This window comes from Actinokineospora inagensis DSM 44258 (genome assembly GCF_000482865.1).
Classification (GTDB): Bacteria; Actinomycetota; Actinomycetes; order Mycobacteriales; family Pseudonocardiaceae; genus Actinokineospora; species Actinokineospora inagensis.
Map to the genome: position 1 here is coordinate 1 of NZ_AXWW01000061.1, position 15,598 is coordinate 15,598.

The following is a 15,598-nucleotide window of genomic DNA, read 5'->3' on the forward strand; positions in this document are numbered from 1 at the left end:
CCTTACCCGCCGGCCGGCTTAGGCCACCGCTCCCCCCAAACAAAACAACTCCACCACAACGGGCGGTTGGTGTCGGCGGGTCCCGAGGCGCGCGGCGCCGGTCGGTGGGCTTTGTCGATGTGGGGCGGGTTTTGAGGTGCGCGGTGCCGGGGGTGGCGCTTCGTCGATGGAGCGTGGGTTTCGAGGCGCGCGGTGCGGGAGTGGGGCTTCGTCGACATGGGGTGGGTTCTTTTTTTGGGGGGCGCGGTGCGGGGGTGGTGCTTCGTCGATATGGGGTGGCTTTTGGGGGCGCGTGGGGTTGGGGGTGGCCCTTCGTCGATGTAGGCCGGTTGTGATGTAGGCCGGTTGTTGTGGGGCGTGTGGGGTGGGGGCGGTTGTCGTTCCCCGGGGTGGGGTGGGGCGCGATAGCGTGCGGGGTGTGGAGGCGGTGGAGATCAACGCGGGTGGGTATTACCTGCGGGTGATGCGGGATGACGGGCGGGTGGACGACCGGCGGCGGATCGTGGAGGGGTTTGCGGATCCGGAGTTTGTTCGGTGGTTGCCGCACATTCGGGTGGGGGACCTGGCGGCGGCTCGGGGGTACATCGCTCGGCGGGCTGAGGACTGGGTGGCGGACCGGCGGTATTCGTGGGCGGTGGCGGATCCGGTGACGGGGGTGATGTTGGGCGAGGTGCTGCTCAAGGAGGTGGACCTCGTCAGCGGGACGGCGGAGGCGGGGGTGTGGGCGCATCCGGACGCGCGGGGGAAGGGGATGACGACGCAGGCCCTGGGGGCTGTGGTGCGGTTCGGGTTCGACGCGCTGGGGTTGCGGCGGATCCTGTACCGGTACTCGCCGGGGAATGTGGCGTCGGCGCGGGTGGCGGCGAAGTTGGGGTTTTCCCCGGTGGGTGACGACCGGGACGACTTCGTGTTGCTGGAGTTGCGTAACGCGGGGGTGGATCCGGTCGTTGGGTAGGGCGTGGGTAGACGGTGTGTGGCTGGTGCAGAACGGAACCTGACCGATCCGGTGGACGTCTAGGGAACACGGGGCAATGGTCGAAACCGATCGTGATGACTCGATAGAGTGAGCGGGCACCAACAGGTAGTGAAGGGGCCGGGGGCGGGGAGGCGAAACGTGGCACCAGGACACCGCGGACACGGACCAGGGGACACCGAAGGGCTGCTTGACGTCGCGCCGGAGGCGGTGCCGACGTTGCGGGCGGCGTTCGCCGACGCGCGTGACCGGGTTGACCAGCAGTTGGCGTTGGGGACGACCGGGCTGCTGGTCGAGCCGTGGGCGCAGGACCCGGTGAGCCTGGTGGCCGCCGACGGGGTCAACCGGCTCACGGCGGGTGGTGACCGGGCGGTGCTGGACGCGTTGACGACCTACCGGGCGCAGTTGGACACCGCCGTGCACACCCTCGACCAGGTCGCCGAGCAGTACCGCCTGCTTGAAGAGGACAACGAGGCGACCGTCACCCAGCGCGGTTCCGAGGGAGGCTACGGGGGATGACCGAGCAGATCACCCGGTGGCGCGGGTTCAGCCACAAGGACCTCTACCGGATGCTGCACGACGGTCCGGGCGCGCAGGCGTCCACGGAACCGTCCCGGCGGTGGGCGGCGGTGACGGCGGCGCTCACCGAGATCAACCAGGACCTGACCACCAAGCTCGACGGTTCGGCGTCGCTGTGGGCCGGGCGGGGCGCGTCGGCGGCGAAGGACCGGCTGACGCCGCTCGTGACGTGGGCGCAGTCCGCGGCCGACGAAGCGGCGGGCATGCGCACGGCCGTGGACAACCAGGCCGACCACATCGCGACCGCTCGCGCCGAGATGCCCGCACCGGAGGACGCCCCCGCGCAGACGCCGGACCCGGCCGTGCCGCCCGCGCTGCAGGTCGCGGCCCTGCAGACCGATGCGGAGCCCGTGGAGACCGCGTCTTCGGCAGGCGCGCAGAAGGCGTACGAGGTCATGGCGGCCTACGAGCAGAACACCCGGGTCAACCTGGGTGGACGGCACGGGGTCGGCAAGCCGGGCGGGGGCACCGGGTCGTTCGGGTTCCACACCAGCCGGGGCGGCGGGGTGGACAGCGCGACCTACACGTCGTTCGCGGGCGTGCACCTGTCGACGCCGCCCGCCGGGGTCGGCACCGACCACCCGCAGCAGCGGACCCCGTCGTTCCACGGGTTCGGCCCGGGTGACGGCGGCGAGCACCGCTGGGGCGGCGGTGGGGAGCACGTCACCCCGTCGTGGGCACCGGCGGGTGAACCCGCGCAGTTCACCCGGCGACCGATCGCGCCCGGGGTGTTCAGCGGCGCGGGACCGATCACCGGGGACGGCCCGGTCATCGGCATTGGCATCGGCACGGGCGACTCGACGTCCACCGACGACCGCGGCAGCAGGCGGGCGGCCAACTCGTCCGGCGGCCGGGGCTCTTACGGCGGCGGTGGCAACGGCAATGGCAATGGCAATGGCAATGGCAACGGCGGCGGCGGTAACCCGGCGGGGACCAGCGCGGGCGGCAGCACGACGGGCAGCGAGGGCAACTCGTCGTCGTCATCGACGCCGGGGATGGCCGCGAACCCGGCGGGTGCGGGGCCGATGGCGCCGGGAGCCGGTGGCGGGGCGGGTGCCCCGGTGGGCGGCGACAAGCCGGCCGTACGGCGCTTCGGCAACGACGCGGTGGGGTCGAGCCAGTGGTTCGGCGACCCGGGTGACCCGACTTCCGGCGGCGAGTCGACCACGTCCTCGTCCGGCCGGGCGTTGAGCGGGCGGCGGCGGGAGCTGAGCCGGGAGAGCGAGCCGGTGACCGAGTCGGTCACCATCTACGGCGACGACCACCAGGTACCGCCCGGCGTCATCGGCGGCTGACCAGGAACCCCTGTGGCCCCGGCGGAAGCCGGGGCCACAGTCGTTTGTGGACAGACGGGCTAGCCGTCGATCTGCTTCTGCTCGTCGGATTTCTTGAGTTTCTTCGGTTTGGGCTGCTTGGTCGTCGACACGTCGACCCCGCCCATGATGGCCACGCCGGTGACGCGGACGACCGGCGACCCCGGCGGACCCTGGTGGCGCACGGAGTTGGCGAACCCGCCCAGGAAACCGGTGCCGGTGACGTACACGGTGACGTCCGGCGGCACGACGATCTCGATGCCGCCCATCAGGGCGACCGCCTGGATCACGGTTTCCCGCGACTCGAACCGGGCGTGCGTCAGGTCGATCTCGACGCCGCCCATCATGGCGAAGGCGTTGAAGGTCGGTGGGACCGTCCACGGCCCCTTCCGCTCGGCGCCCGAGAGAACCGCGACGGCGCCGGACGAGGTGCCCCGGCCGCCGACCCGGTCGACCGGGGTGGTGTCCGCGGCCGCCTGCGGCGGGGCCGGGCGCTGGTAGGCGATCACCTGCTGGTTGGGCAGGTCGCGGACCAGCGGCTCGAGCTCGCCGAAGGTCTTGGCCGCGTAGACGTCGTCCAGGCGCTGTTCCAACTCCGGCACGGTGAGCCTGCCCTCGGCCATCGCGTCGTGCAGCACCTTGGCGAACCGCTCCCGGTCGGCGTCCGACGCGCGCATCTCGTGCGGACCGGGGATGTTGGACTGCTCACTCACGCGGATGAGGGTAGCGCGACCGGCCGCACGATTGGGCAACGCTGCGCGACGGCGGCCAAGCGGACCACGATCCGGGCGCTACCGTGTCCGGCCATGGACGTGCTCACCGTGGACCACCCGCTGGCCAAGGCCAGGCTCACCGTCATGCGCGACGCCAGGACCGACAGCGCCGTGTTCCGGGCCGCCCTGCACGAGTTGACGGTCATGCTGATCTACGAGGCGACCCGGTCGGCGCCGCTGCGGGTCGAGCGGATCCACACCCCGGTCGCCCGGACCGAGGGCTACTGGCTGGCGAACCCGCCGCTGCTGGTGCCGGTCCTGCGCGCGGGCCTGGGGATGGCCGACCAGGCGCACAAGCTGATCCCGGACGCGCAGATGGGGTTCGTCGGCCTGGCCAGGGACGAGCGGACGCTGCGGCCGACCCCGTACCTGGAGTCGCTGCCGGAGGACCTTTCCGGGCGGCCGGTGTTCGTGTTGGACCCGATGTTGGCCACCGGTGGTTCGATGGTCCACACAATTCGACTGCTGGCCGACCGGGGTGCGACCGATGTCACCGCGATCTGCGCGCTGGCCGCGCCCGAGGGCATCGAGCTGCTGTCCACTTCGGGTCTCCCCGTCCGGTTGGTGACCGCGAGCGTGGACGAGCGGCTCAACGACTCGGGTTTCATCGTGCCCGGCCTCGGCGACGCGGGCGACCGGCAGTACGGGGCGGTCTAGTCGACCCGATCGGCCGGAACGACCTGATCGACCACAGTGGACTGGCGGCGGGTCCAGCCTGCCGTGTTGGCCCGGAGGGCGTGTTCGTAGGTCGTGGCGACGTCGAGGTCGGGCGGGAGGTTGCCGCACAGTTCGAGGGACACCAGGCCGTGCACGAGGCCCCAGCAGGCCATCGCCATGGTGCCCCCGGCGTCGGTGAACACGCCCGACTCGGTGCCCGCGCGGATGACGTCGAGCAGCGGGGCCAGCGCGGCGCGGGACTGGGCGGTGGCGGTGTCGTCGGGCTCGAAGCCGGGGACGGTGGCGCCGAACATCACCGAGTAGAGGTGCGGGTCGGCCAGGGCGCTGTCCCGGTAGGCGATGCCGAGCCGGACGAGGTCGTCGGCGGGGTCGCCGGTCGGGACGACCGCGCGCAAGCGCTTGCCGAGCCGCTGGAACGCCTCCACGTACAGCTCGCGGACCAGCGCGGGCTTGCCGCCGAAGAGGGAGTAGACGGCGGTGGTGGAGGTGCCGACGTCGGCGGCGAGTCGACGCAGGCTGAGCGCGGCCGCGCCCTCCCCGGAGAGGAGTTCGCCCGCCCGGTCGAGCAGGCGCACCCGCAGCGCGAGGTCGTGCGTCTTGGGTCTGGGCATTGCGGGAGTCTACCGATCCATAACACTGTCTTCAATCAGATCGCGGCGCCCGGGGACCCGTCCCGAATGGCTGACGTCGGAAAATGCGCCCAATCCGGTTGACCTGGAGCGCGCTCCAGCTTCTACCGTCGACCCGTGACCTACGCGATCGCCGAGGCAGCCCACCGCAGTGGGCTGTCGATCGACACCCTCCGGTACTACGAACGCATCGAACTGATCGACCCGCCCGCCCGCGACTCCAGCGGCAGGCGCGCTTACTCCGACGACGACCTGGCCTGGTTGGGCTTCCTGACCCGGCTGCGCACCACCGGCATGCCGATCAAGCTGATGCGCGAGTACGCCCGGCTCCGGGGGCAGGGGATCGCTTCGGTCGGGCAGCGCAAGCGGATCCTGCAGCAGCACCGCGACGACGTCCGGGCCCGGATCGACGAGCTGCGCGCCTGCCTCGGCATCCTGGACTACAAGATCGAGAACTACGACCGGATCACCGGTATCGACGTGCAGGAGGCCACCGCATGACCATCCCCACCCGCCGGATCGGCGCCCTCACCGTCAGCGCCCAGGGCCTGGGCTGCATGGGCATGAGCCAGGGCTACGGCGCGGGCGACGAGACCGAGTCCATCGCCACCGTGCACCGGGCGCTCGACCTCGGGGTGACCCTGCTGGACACGGCGAACGTCTACGGCCGTGGAGCCAACGAGGAGCTGGTCGGCCGGGCCGTCAAGGGGCGGCGGGACGGGGTGGTGCTGGCGACCAAGTTCGGCATCGCCGCGCAGAGCCCCGACGGCCCCACCATCCGCGGTGACGCCGCCTACGTGCGCGAGCAGATCGACCTGTCGCTCGGCCGCCTCGGTCTGGACCACGTCGACCTGTACTACGCGCACCGGGTCGACCCGAACGTCCCGGTCGAGGAGACCGTGGGCGCCATGGCCGAGCTCGTCACCGCGGGCAAGGTCCGCTACCTGGGTCTGTCCGAGGCGAGCGCGGCGTCCATCCGGCGGGCGCACGCGGTGCACCCGATCACCGCGCTGCAGAGCGAGTGGTCGCTGTGGACCCGCGGCATCGAGGACGAGGTGCTGCCGACCTGCCGTGAACTGGGCATCGGCATCGTCCCGTTCTCCCCGCTCGGCCGCGGTTTCCTCACCGGCAAGCTGAACGCCTCGCCGGACGCCGACGCCGACCTGCGGACCAAGATGCCCCGGTTCGGCGGCGAGAACTTCGAGCACAACCGGGCCATCGTCGCCGCGCTGGAGGCGTTGGCCGCCGAGCGCGGGGTCACCGCGGGGCAGTTGGCGCTGGCCTGGGTCCAGTCCCGGGGCGACGACGTCGTCCCCATCCCCGGCACCAAGCGGCGCGGCTACCTCGAGGAGAACGTGGCCGCCGCGACCATCGAACTGTCCGATTCGGACATCGCAGCCATCGAGGCCGCCGCACCGGCCGACGCGTTCGCGGGTGACCGCTACGCCGCCGGGATGATGCGCGCGGTCGGCAAGTAGGAGAAGAAGACCAGAATGGACACACGCACCATCGGCGGGCTCATCGTCGGCGCCCAGGGCCTCGGCTGCATGGGCATGAGCGAGTTCTACGCGGGCCGCGACGACGCGGAGTCGGTCGCCACCATCCACGAGGCGCTCGACCGCGGCGTGACGCTGCTGGACACCTCGGACATGTACGGCAGCGGGACCAACGAGGAGCTGGTCGGCCGGGCCGTCAAGGACCGCCGCGACCAGGTGGCCATCGCCACCAAGTTCGCCGTCGTCCGCGACCCGGACAACCCGGCCAACCGCACCATCCGGGGCGACGCCGCCTACGTCAAGCAGGCCGTGGAGGGCTCGCTGCGGCGCCTGGGTGTCGACCACATCGACCTGTACTACCAGCACCGGGTCGACCAGAACACGCCGATCGAGGAGACCGTCGGCGCGATGGCCGAGCTGGTCGCCGAGGGCAAGGTCCGGTACCTGGGGCTGTCCGAGGCGGGGGCGGACACGCTGCGCCGGGCCGCCGCGGTGCACCCGATCGCCGCGCTGCAGAGCGAGTGGTCGCTGTGGTCGCGCGACATCGAGACCGAGATCGTGCCGACCGCGCGCGAACTGGGCATCGGCATCGTGCCGTACTCGCCGCTCGGCCGCGGTTTCCTCACCGGCCGCTACCAGTCCACTTCGGACCTCGACGACGGCGACTTCCGGGCCGTCGGGCAGCCCCGGTTCCAGGAGGAGAACCTGCGCCAGAACCTGGCGATCGTCGACGCGCTGCGCGCGCTGGCCGACGAGCGCGGGGTCACCGCCGGGCAGTTGGCGCTGGCCTGGGTGCAGCACCAGGGCGCGGACGTCGTGCCGATCCCGGGCACCAAGCGGCGCGAGTACCTGGTGGAGAACATCGGCGCCCTGGACATCGAACTGTCCGAAGAGGACCTTCGCCGGATCGGCGAGGTCGTGCCCGCGACGGGCGCGGCGGGCGAGCGGTACCCGGAAGCCGGGATGAGCCAGATCGGCGGCGTCACACCGACAAGGTAGGGACGAAAAAGAACGGCGTCCGCCGCAGTGGGGGCATCGCTGCGGCGGAACACCGTTCGTTTCTCTGCGTCCGCCGCAGGAGGGAGACGGCGGACGCAGAGATTTCTTACTGCGCCCCGGGGTTTCCGGGGTAGCACAGGGCCACGATGTAGCCGAGGGTCGAGCAGGTGGCCGGGCTGGAGACGTCGTTGGCCGGGTTGGGGTCGGCGGGCGCGCTCGCGGTGCGCTTGGCGGTGACGGTGAAGGTGCCGATGGTCAGCAGCTTCAGCGGCGCGGTGAAGGTCTTCACGGTCGACGCGCCGACGGCCAGCGGGCCGACCTCGCAGGACACGGTGGCGCCGGTGACGGTGCAGCCGGGGCCCGCGACGGGCAGCAGCGGCGACGGCAGCGTCGCGGTCACGGTGCCCGAGGTGAGGGCGGCCGGGCCGTTGTTCTTGACGGTCACCGCGTAGGACAGGGCCGGGACCAGGATGCCGAACTTCGGCGAGGCCTGCAGGGACACCGCGAGGTCGCTGGTCGGCGGGACCGGCTTGGTGGTGCGGTTGAGGAACACCGACACGCCGTCGCCGTAGCGGTTGGTGGTGACCAGGTCGGCGCGGCCGTCGACGTCGAGGTCACCCGCGTGCACCTCGGTCGGGGTGGTGCCGGTACCGGTGCCCAGGCTGGCGGCCTGGTCGAAGGTGCCGTTGCCGTTGTTGAGCACGGTCACGCTGTCCGCGCTGGACAGGGACACGGCCAGGTCGGGGTCACCGTCGAGGTCGAGGTCGGCCACCGCGACGCCGAACGGGTTGGGGCCGATCGCCTTCGCGGTGGGGGCGCCGAAGGTGCCGTCGCCGTTGCCGAGCAGGACCGAGACGGTGCCCTGGCCGTAGTCGGCGGTGGCCAGGTCCAGCTTGCCGTCGTGGTTGAAGTCGGCCGTGTCGATGTCGATCGGGTTCAGGCTGTCCGGGAACACGGCCGGGGCGGCGAAGGTGCCGTCGCCCTTGCCGAGGAACACCGAGACGGCGCCGGTGAAGAACCCGCCGATCGCGATGTCGGTCTTCTTGTCGCCGTTGAAGTCGGCGAGCACGACGCCGCGGGAGTAGCCGCCCGCCAGGATGTCGGTCGGGGTGCCCAGGGTGCCGTCGCCCTTGCCCAGGAGGACGCTGATGCCCTCGGGGCGGCTGATGACAACGTCCGCTTTCTTGTCCCCGTTGACATCACCCGCGGCGATGCCCTCGGCGCCGGGGAGAACCGGGTACAGCACGCGGGTCTGGAAGGTGCCGTCGCCGTTGCCCAGCAGGATCGACACGGCGCCCGCGGTGGTGACCGCGAGGTCGACCTTCCCGTCGCCGTTGAAGTCCGCCGCGGCAAGGCCGGTCGGCTCGTCACCCGGGTACACGGTGGTGCGGGTGCCGAACGCGCCGTTGCCGGTGCCGAGCAGGATCGACAGCTTCCACTCGTAGCGGTCGGCGGTGACCAGGTCGGGCTTGCCGTCACCGTTCAGGTCAGCGTCGATGACCGCTTCCGGGTGGTTACCGGTCGAATAGTCCACACGCGGTGCGAAAGTGATCGGGTTCGCCGCCGCCGCGGGAACAACGGCCAAGGTCAGCGTCGTCGCCGCCACGGCGACCACACCGAGCGCCCGGGAACGAGCCGTCATGGATGTTTACCTCCTCAGACGGCCACCTTCTCGAGCCGTATGACCGCCGCATCGCTTGCGGCGGGCGGGCCGTTTCGCCGTTTTCCCGGTTACCTCGCTACGTATCACGTCCGATTCGGACAGTGACCGGCCGGGCCGGGGTGGGCGGGGCCCTGCTCCCAGCACGGTTCCAGGTCCTTCTTGACCGGTTCACCATGAACCACCACAGCGGACGCGGCCCGTCCGGTTCGTGATGGACCGCACAACCCGACCGGTCAGGCCCCGAACAGAGCGGTGATCTCTTCGGCCACTCGGTCCAACCGGTCCGACGCGGTGGTGCGCGCGGTGGACAGGTCACCGGTAGCCGAGGTTTCCAGGTACGCCTTGATCTTCGGCTCGGTGCCGGACGGGCGGACCAGGACCCGAACGCCCTCGCCGGTGTAGCGGAGGACGTCGGCAGCGGGCAGCAGGTCTTCGGCGGTGACCGGGATACCCGCGAAGGAAGGTGGTGGGGTGGCGCGGAGTCCGCGCATCAGGGCGGGAATGGCCGCCAGGTCCGAGACGCGGAGGGAGATTTGGCGGGTGAGGTGGACGCCGTGGCGGGTGTAGAGGGCGTCCAGGGCGTCGAGGAGGGTGTGGTCCTGGGCGCGGAGGGTGGCGGCGAGGTCGCACAACAGGACCGCTGCGGAGATGCCGTCTTTGTCGGTGACGTGGGTGGGGTCGACGCAGTGGCCGAGAGCTTCTTCATAGGCGTAGACCAGGCCGTCGCCCGCGCGGACCAGCCACTTGAAGCCGGTGAGAGTGGCGGCGTAACGGGCGCCGTGGGCGGTGGCGATCGACTCCAGCAGCGACGACGAGACGATGGTGTTGGCGACCAACGGGTTGACCGCGGTGGTCGTTGACAGGATGTGCTCGGCGAGGAGGGCGCCGGTCTCGTCGCCGGTGAGCATCCGCCAGCCGGACGGGGTGGGCACGCCCACGGCGCAGCGGTCGGCGTCCGGGTCGAGGGCGACGGCGATGTCGGCGTCCACTTCGGACGCTTTGGCCAGCAGCAGGTCGGTGGCGCCGGGTTCCTCGGGGTTGGGGAAGCCGACGGTGGGGAAGTCCGGGTCGGGCACGGACTGCTCGGCCACCAGGTTGACGTCGGTGAAACCCGCCTCGTGCAGGGCCATCGACAGCGGACCGGCACCCACACCGTGCAGGGCGGTCGCGGCGACCTTCAACACCCTGGCGGTGCCGCGCGGCACGGCGACCACGGTGTCCAAATAGGACTGCAAGAGGTCCGCGGTGGTCCATCCGGACGCCAGTGGCACCGAGACGGCCGGGAAGGCGGCGGCGATGGCGGCCTCGATCTCCCGGTCGGCGGGCGGAACGATCTGCGCGCCGCCGTCCAGGTAGAGCTTGTACCCGTTGTCCTGCGGCGGGTTGTGCGACGCGGTGATCTGCACCCCGGCCACCGCGCCCAACGAACGGACGGCGAACGCCAACACCGGCGTCGGCAACGGTTGGGCCAGCACCCGAACATCGAACCCGGCCGCCGCCAACACCCCGGCAGCGTCCCGGCTGAACGCCTCCGAGCCGTGCCGGGCGTCGCGGCCGACCACCACGACCCCGCCCGCATGACCTTGCCGCACAAGCCACTCCGCCACACCGGCGGTGGTCCGGACCACGACGGCCCGGTTCATCCCGTTGGGTCCGGCCCGCACCGGGCCGCGCAGTCCGGCGGTGCCGAAGGTCAGCGGGCCGCCCATCCGGTCGGCCAGGTCGTCGACCGCCCCCGGCACGCCGCCCATCGCGCCCGCCACCACCTGCTGCAGCTCGGCCCGGGAGTCCGGGTCGACGTCGTCGGCGATCCAGCGGAAGGCGCGGTCGCGCAGGTCCGGGGTGAGCCGGGTCATGCCCGCACGACCAGCTCGCGCAGCAGACCGCCCATGCCCTGGGCGGCGATCCGGCCCGCCTCCAGGACCTCCAGGTGGTTGAGCGGTTCGCCGGTGATGCCCGCGGCGAGGTTGGTGACCAGGGACAGCCCGAACACCTCGACCCCGGCGGCGCGGGCGGCGATGGCCTCCAGCACGGTCGACATGCCGACCAGGCCCGCGCCCAGCACCCGCAGCATGGCGATCTCGGCGGGGGTCTCGAAGTGCGGGCCGGGCAACCCGGCGTAGACGGCTTCGACGAGCGTCGGGTCGATCTCCCGGGCGATCGCACGCAGCCGCGGCGAGTACAGGTCCGTGAGGTCGACGAACTCGGCGCCGACCAGCGGGGACCGCGCGGTCAGGTTCAGGTGGTCGCTGATCAGCACCGGCTGTCCGACCCGGACACCCTCCATCAGGCACCCGGCGGCGTTGGTCAGCACCACCGCCTTGACGCCGGTGGACGCGGCCGTGCGGACACCGTGGACGGCGCGGGCGACCCCGTGGCCCTCGTACAGGTGGGTGCGGCCCAAAAGGACCAACACCCGCTTGTCCCCCACCCGGATCGACCGCAGCGTGCCGCCGTGCCCCTGGACGGTGGGCACCAGGAACCCGGGCAGCTCGGCCATCGGCACCTCGGCCTCGGGTGTGCCGAGCTGGTCGACCGCGGGCCGCCAGCCGGAGCCGAGGACCAGCGCGATGTCGTGCTGCTCGGCCCCGGTCCGGTCGGCGATCGCCTTGGCCGCCTCGTCGGCGGCGTGGCGCGGGTCGGTGTCAACGTCGAGTGCGGTCACGCACCGGAGCCTACGCGTGACCGCGTACCCGGCGCGCGGAATCCCAGGCGCACCAGCAGGTACACCGGCAGTCCGATCGGCGACAGCAGGATCGTCAACACCAGGACCGGTGCCATCAGCAGCGGGTGGACGCCGCGTTCGCGGCTGTCCAGGTAGATCCACCGACCGATGAACAGGTCCCACGCCAACACCTGCGCCCACACCAGCGTCACCGCGTTGTCGTCGCGCAGGAAGTCGAGCCACTTCGCGAGGTCGGGGTTGGTGACGTCGGCCACGAGGGTGCCGAACACCGGGATCGCGGCGATCGCCCAGACGACCAGGCCGGGCAGCACGATCAGCGGCGACCCGGCGATCCGCCGGGTCCAGGTCCAGGTGGGTGCGACGATCATCAACAGCCAGAACGGGGCGGCGACGGCGAACGCGAGGCTGAACAGGGTGCTCATGCCGGGATCGGCTCCTTGGTCGGGGTCGGCGCGGGGTCCGACTTCCTGGTGCGGGCGGAGAGCAGGCCGAGCAGCACGCCGACGGCGATCACCCCCGCCGCGAGACCGGTCTGCCAGTCCGGGTGGATGATCGACTGTCCGCGCAGCGCCTGCCAGGTGACCAGGACGACCACCCCGAGGTAGGCCAGGCTCGCCGTCCACACGATCCGGACACCGGCCCGCTCGGCCCGGCCGCGCAGGGCGATGGCCAGCAGCGGCAGCGCCTGCAGCGCGTGCATGCCGATGAAGTGGCCGATGCGCAGGTCGCCGCCGTCGACGCTCCAGCCGGTGAGCGGCAGACCGGGGCCGCCGTCGCGGACGCCGACGCTGTGCGCGCCGACGATGCCGTGCACCCCGCTGCTCGCGGTGGTCATCAGGATGCCGACGGCCATGCCGACCAGCGAGATGACCATGCCGAACCGGATGGCGAGCCGTTCCGGCCTGCTGCCCTCCTTGAGCGCGGCGATCCGGATGGTGAGCAGCAGGGTGGCCACCAGCAGCACGACCACGGTGCCGCCCATGATGTTGTAGAGCATGCCGTCGAGCGGGGTGGTGGCGTTGAAGTGGCTCTGCCTGCCGCGGACCACCTGCCCGATGATGATCACCATCTCCAGCAGCGCGCCCCCGATGAGCACGCCGGTGGTCACCCGCAGCCTGCGCGAGAGCCGCTCGGGCAGGGACAGCAGCCAGGCCCAACTGAGCCCGAAGGCGACGAACGAGATGCTGAACTTCAGCGGCTTGAGCCAGATCGGCGCGCCGAGCAGCACCCGGTCGTCGACGAGCAGCCCGATCAGCGAGGCCACCCCGGTGGCCGCCATCAGCGCGGTGAACAGCAATAACGGTCGGTACCAGGTTCGCACGGTCGCCCCTCGGATTATGGATAGTAGTACTTGCTGCTATCGATAGGTACCCTATCCAGGCGTCGTTGTCGAGGGGTTTGGCGAACTGGAGGGCCGTTGCGGATCGGCGAGTTGAGCAAGCGGACCGGGGTGGCGGTACCGACCATCAAGTACTACCTGCGCGAGGGCCTGCTCCCCCCGGGCGAACGCACCAGCCCCAACCAGGCCCGCTACGACGACGGCCACGTCCAGCGGCTGCGCCTGGTCCGCGCCCTGATCGACGTCGGCGGCCTGTCGGTGGCCAAGGTGCAGGAGATCCTGGCCACCGTCGACTCCCCCGACGACGACATCGACAAACGGCTCGGCGCCATGCAGCGGGCCGTGCTGCCCGCCCTGCCCGTGTCGACCCACCCGGAGATGCAGGATGCCGCCGAGCAGGAGATCCTCGCCATGATCCGCGACCTCGGCTGGCGGCACGAGGGCCGCCACCCCGCGGTGACCGCGCTCGGCGCGCTGCTGGTGACCGCGCAGACCCTGGGGCACACCAGGTTCCTCGACCACGTCCGCCGCTACGCCGCCATCATGGAGACGATCGGCGTGGTCGACCTCGACTACCTCGCCGGGCACACCGAACTCGACCAGGTCCTGGAGAGCGTCGTCGTCGGCACCGTGCTCGGCGACTCCGCCCTGCTCGCCCTGCGCCGCCTCGCCCAGACCAACGAGTCCGCCAAGCGCTACCCGCGGCTAGCCGCGGCCGAGGACGTGGAAGTCGGGTGCGATCCGGACGAATAGGCCGCGCCTGCCGGTGTCCTCCTGGTCGATCGGCACCGTCACGCTGACCACCCACAGGTCCTTGTCGATGGGCAGCACGTTCGCTATCGACGTCCGGTTCACGTCGCTGCCGGACGACCCGGCGGGGGCGGTGTCCACGCTGCGGTAGGTCAACTGCGTGCCCGGCTCGGCCGCCCCGGCGCCCGGTTGGCCGGTGTCCAACTGCATCGACCCGACGACCCGGTACTTCGGCGTCCGTCCGGCGAGGACGCGCAGGTACTGCTCGACGGTGTACTTCGGGTAGAAGTTCGGGAACCGCTCGACCACGACCTCCGAGGTGCCGTCCGGGGACACCCAGTGCACGCGGGTGCTGTTCGGCACGGTCTTGGCGGTGCGCTGCTCGACGAACTTCACCCAGTCACCGGGGACCGGGATGGTGAACCCGCCGCCCTGCTCGCCCGCCAGCGTGGCCGCGTCGCCGGTGCGCGGCACCAGGTCGCGCAGCGGCGCGGCGGCCTGGACGGACGGGGCCGGTGCGCCGAACGGCAGCAGGGGTTGACCGCCGACCGCTCGGGTCAGGGCGAACCCGCCGACCACGGCCACGATGAACAGCACGACCGCGGCCGCGCCGAGGCCGACCATCTCAAGTGGACCGCGCCGGGCCACCACCGGGGCGAACGGGAGCGGGCCGGGGGCGGCGGCCAGCGGGGTGCCGGTTTCCGTTGGCGCGTCGAGGGAAACGGCCGGTCGGGTGATGACGGTGCGCTCGGCGTCGGGTTCCGGGTCGAGCCGGAAGCTCTCGTAGACCGGGCTGCCGGGGGCGGGCATCAGCGGGTACAGGTGGTCGCGGACCTCGCGCAGGGTCATCCGGGCGGTGGGATCCTTCACCATCAGCCCGGTGATCACCGCGCGCAGCGGGCCGTCGTGCGCGGGCAGTGGGACCTCGCCGTTGACCACCTCGTTGACAATCTCCATCGCCGGGGCGTCCACGTCGTACGGGGCGTGGCCCTCGACGGCGGCGAACAGGGTGGCGCCCAGGCCCCACAGGTCGGCCTGCGGGGTGACCTGGCCGCCGGAGGCGATCTCCGGGGCGATGTAGCAGGGCGAGCCGAGCATGATGCCGGTGCTGGTCAGCGTCCGCTCGGAGACGTTGCGGGCGATGCCGAAGTCGGTGAGCTTGACCTGCCCGTCCGGGCCGACCAGCACGTTGCCCGGCTTCACGTCCCGGTGCACCACCCCGGCGGCGTGCGCGGCGGTGAGCCCGGCGGCGACCGCGTGCCCGACCACGGCGGCCTGCTCGACGTCGAGCGGCCCGTTGGCGGTGACCAGGTCGGCCAGGCTGGTCGCGATCATGTACTCCATGACCACGAACGGCTCGTCCCCCTCGCGGGCGACGTCGTGCAGGATGATCACGTTGGGGTGGGACACGACGGCGATCGCCCGCGCCTCGCGCAGGGTCCGCTCGCGCAGCTCCTCGATCTCGGTGTCGTCGGCGGGCAGCCGGACCTGCTTCACCGCGACCGGGCGGCGCAGCAGCTCGTCGTGGGCCTCCCAGACCGTGCCCATCGAGCCCTGGCCGAGCTGCTTGCGCAGCCGGTAGCGCCCGGCGACCAGGCGCGGCTCGGGTTCGGGGGCGGACTCGGACGGCACGGGGTGCATTGTCACCCACCCGGGGGTTCGGCACGGGTGAAAACCCGAAGGTGGCCATCGGCGTACCCACCGGTAACCGCGACGTGCC

General features: G+C 71.7%; 16 protein-coding genes. 8 read left to right on the forward strand and 8 right to left on the reverse strand.

Features of this window, described 5'->3' with window-relative positions; all coding sequences use genetic code 11:
• Positions 1-418: 418 nt before the first annotated feature.
• The 3 genes from H504_RS0121710 to H504_RS38895 all read left to right on the forward strand — a co-directional run bounded on the left by H504_RS0121710 (position 419) and on the right by H504_RS38895 (position 2,847).
• Complete coding sequence (locus H504_RS0121710) at positions 419-955, forward strand: GNAT family N-acetyltransferase (RefSeq protein ID WP_026424494.1); 537 nt, start codon at positions 419-421, stop codon at positions 953-955.
• Between the two features lie 159 nt (positions 956-1,114).
• On the forward strand, positions 1,115-1,492 hold the full coding sequence (locus tag H504_RS36280; RefSeq protein ID WP_157440554.1) for a transcriptional regulator: 378 nt from the start codon (positions 1,115-1,117) through the stop codon (positions 1,490-1,492).
• Positions 1,489-2,847 carry a PPE domain-containing protein gene (locus H504_RS38895; protein WP_026424495.1) on the forward strand — a complete coding sequence of 453 codons (1,359 nt, stop codon included), beginning with the start codon at positions 1,489-1,491 and terminating at the stop codon, positions 2,845-2,847. The genes H504_RS36280 and H504_RS38895 overlap by 4 nt, the downstream gene beginning before the upstream one ends.
• Positions 2,848-2,906: 59 nt before the next feature.
• Here H504_RS38895 and H504_RS0121725 read toward each other — a convergent pair whose 3' ends face one another.
• Positions 2,907-3,578 (reverse strand): DUF1707 SHOCT-like domain-containing protein, encoded by a 672-nt coding sequence (locus tag H504_RS0121725; RefSeq protein WP_035305278.1) that lies wholly within the window; start codon positions 3,576-3,578, stop codon positions 2,907-2,909.
• Between the two features lie 93 nt (positions 3,579-3,671).
• On the opposite strand from H504_RS0121725, the gene upp reads away from it, so the two are divergent.
• Positions 3,672-4,295 (forward strand): uracil phosphoribosyltransferase, encoded by a 624-nt coding sequence (gene upp, locus H504_RS0121730; RefSeq protein WP_026424497.1) that lies wholly within the window; start codon positions 3,672-3,674, stop codon positions 4,293-4,295.
• On the opposite strand, the gene H504_RS36290 is transcribed toward upp, so the two are convergent.
• Complete coding sequence (locus H504_RS36290) at positions 4,292-4,927, reverse strand: TetR/AcrR family transcriptional regulator (RefSeq protein ID WP_051386112.1); 636 nt, start codon at positions 4,925-4,927, stop codon at positions 4,292-4,294. The genes upp and H504_RS36290 overlap by 4 nt on opposite strands.
• A gap of 135 nt (positions 4,928-5,062) precedes the next feature.
• On the opposite strand from H504_RS36290, the gene H504_RS0121740 reads away from it, so the two are divergent.
• From H504_RS0121740 to H504_RS0121750, 3 genes are read left to right on the forward strand one after another with little or no spacing between them, the layout of a single operon-like run.
• Entirely contained in the window at positions 5,063-5,446 is a 384-nt protein-coding gene (locus tag H504_RS0121740; protein WP_026424498.1) for a MerR family transcriptional regulator, read from the forward strand.
• A complete protein-coding gene (locus H504_RS0121745) occupies positions 5,443-6,423 on the forward strand; it encodes an aldo/keto reductase (protein ID WP_026424499.1) in 981 nt (326 codons plus the stop codon). The genes H504_RS0121740 and H504_RS0121745 overlap by 4 nt, the downstream gene beginning before the upstream one ends.
• A 15-nt stretch (positions 6,424-6,438) precedes the next feature.
• A complete protein-coding gene (locus H504_RS0121750) occupies positions 6,439-7,440 on the forward strand; it encodes an aldo/keto reductase (RefSeq protein ID WP_026424500.1) in 1,002 nt (333 codons plus the stop codon).
• 106 nt (positions 7,441-7,546) lie between these two features.
• Here H504_RS0121750 and H504_RS38900 read toward each other — a convergent pair whose 3' ends face one another.
• The 5 genes from H504_RS38900 to H504_RS0121775 form a co-directional block, all read right to left on the reverse strand.
• On the reverse strand, positions 7,547-9,082 hold the full coding sequence (locus tag H504_RS38900) for an FG-GAP-like repeat-containing protein (RefSeq protein WP_051386113.1): 1,536 nt from the start codon (positions 9,080-9,082) through the stop codon (positions 7,547-7,549).
• 254 nt (positions 9,083-9,336) lie between these two features.
• Positions 9,337-10,959, reverse strand: a complete 1,623-nt coding sequence (locus H504_RS0121760; RefSeq protein WP_026424501.1) for a phospho-sugar mutase — start codon at positions 10,957-10,959, stop codon at positions 9,337-9,339.
• Positions 10,956-11,768, reverse strand: a complete 813-nt coding sequence (locus H504_RS0121765) for a purine-nucleoside phosphorylase (RefSeq protein WP_026424502.1) — start codon at positions 11,766-11,768, stop codon at positions 10,956-10,958. The genes H504_RS0121760 and H504_RS0121765 overlap by 4 nt, the downstream gene beginning before the upstream one ends.
• The gene (locus H504_RS0121770; protein WP_026424503.1) at positions 11,765-12,211 is read right to left on the reverse strand and encodes an ABA4-like family protein; all 447 of its coding nucleotides are present in this window, start codon (positions 12,209-12,211) and stop codon (positions 11,765-11,767) included. The genes H504_RS0121765 and H504_RS0121770 overlap by 4 nt, the downstream gene beginning before the upstream one ends.
• Positions 12,208-13,110 (reverse strand): hypothetical protein, encoded by a 903-nt coding sequence (locus H504_RS0121775; RefSeq protein ID WP_051386114.1) that lies wholly within the window; start codon positions 13,108-13,110, stop codon positions 12,208-12,210. The genes H504_RS0121770 and H504_RS0121775 overlap by 4 nt, the downstream gene beginning before the upstream one ends.
• Positions 13,111-13,206: 96 nt before the next feature.
• Between H504_RS0121775 and H504_RS36300 the strand changes: the two genes are divergently transcribed.
• Complete coding sequence (locus H504_RS36300) at positions 13,207-13,881, forward strand: MerR family transcriptional regulator (protein ID WP_051386115.1); 675 nt, start codon at positions 13,207-13,209, stop codon at positions 13,879-13,881.
• On the opposite strand, the gene H504_RS0121785 is transcribed toward H504_RS36300, so the two are convergent.
• The gene (locus H504_RS0121785; RefSeq protein ID WP_425394069.1) at positions 13,834-15,510 is read right to left on the reverse strand and encodes a serine/threonine-protein kinase; all 1,677 of its coding nucleotides are present in this window, start codon (positions 15,508-15,510) and stop codon (positions 13,834-13,836) included. The genes H504_RS36300 and H504_RS0121785 overlap by 48 nt on opposite strands.
• Between the last annotated feature and the right edge of the window lie 88 nt (positions 15,511-15,598).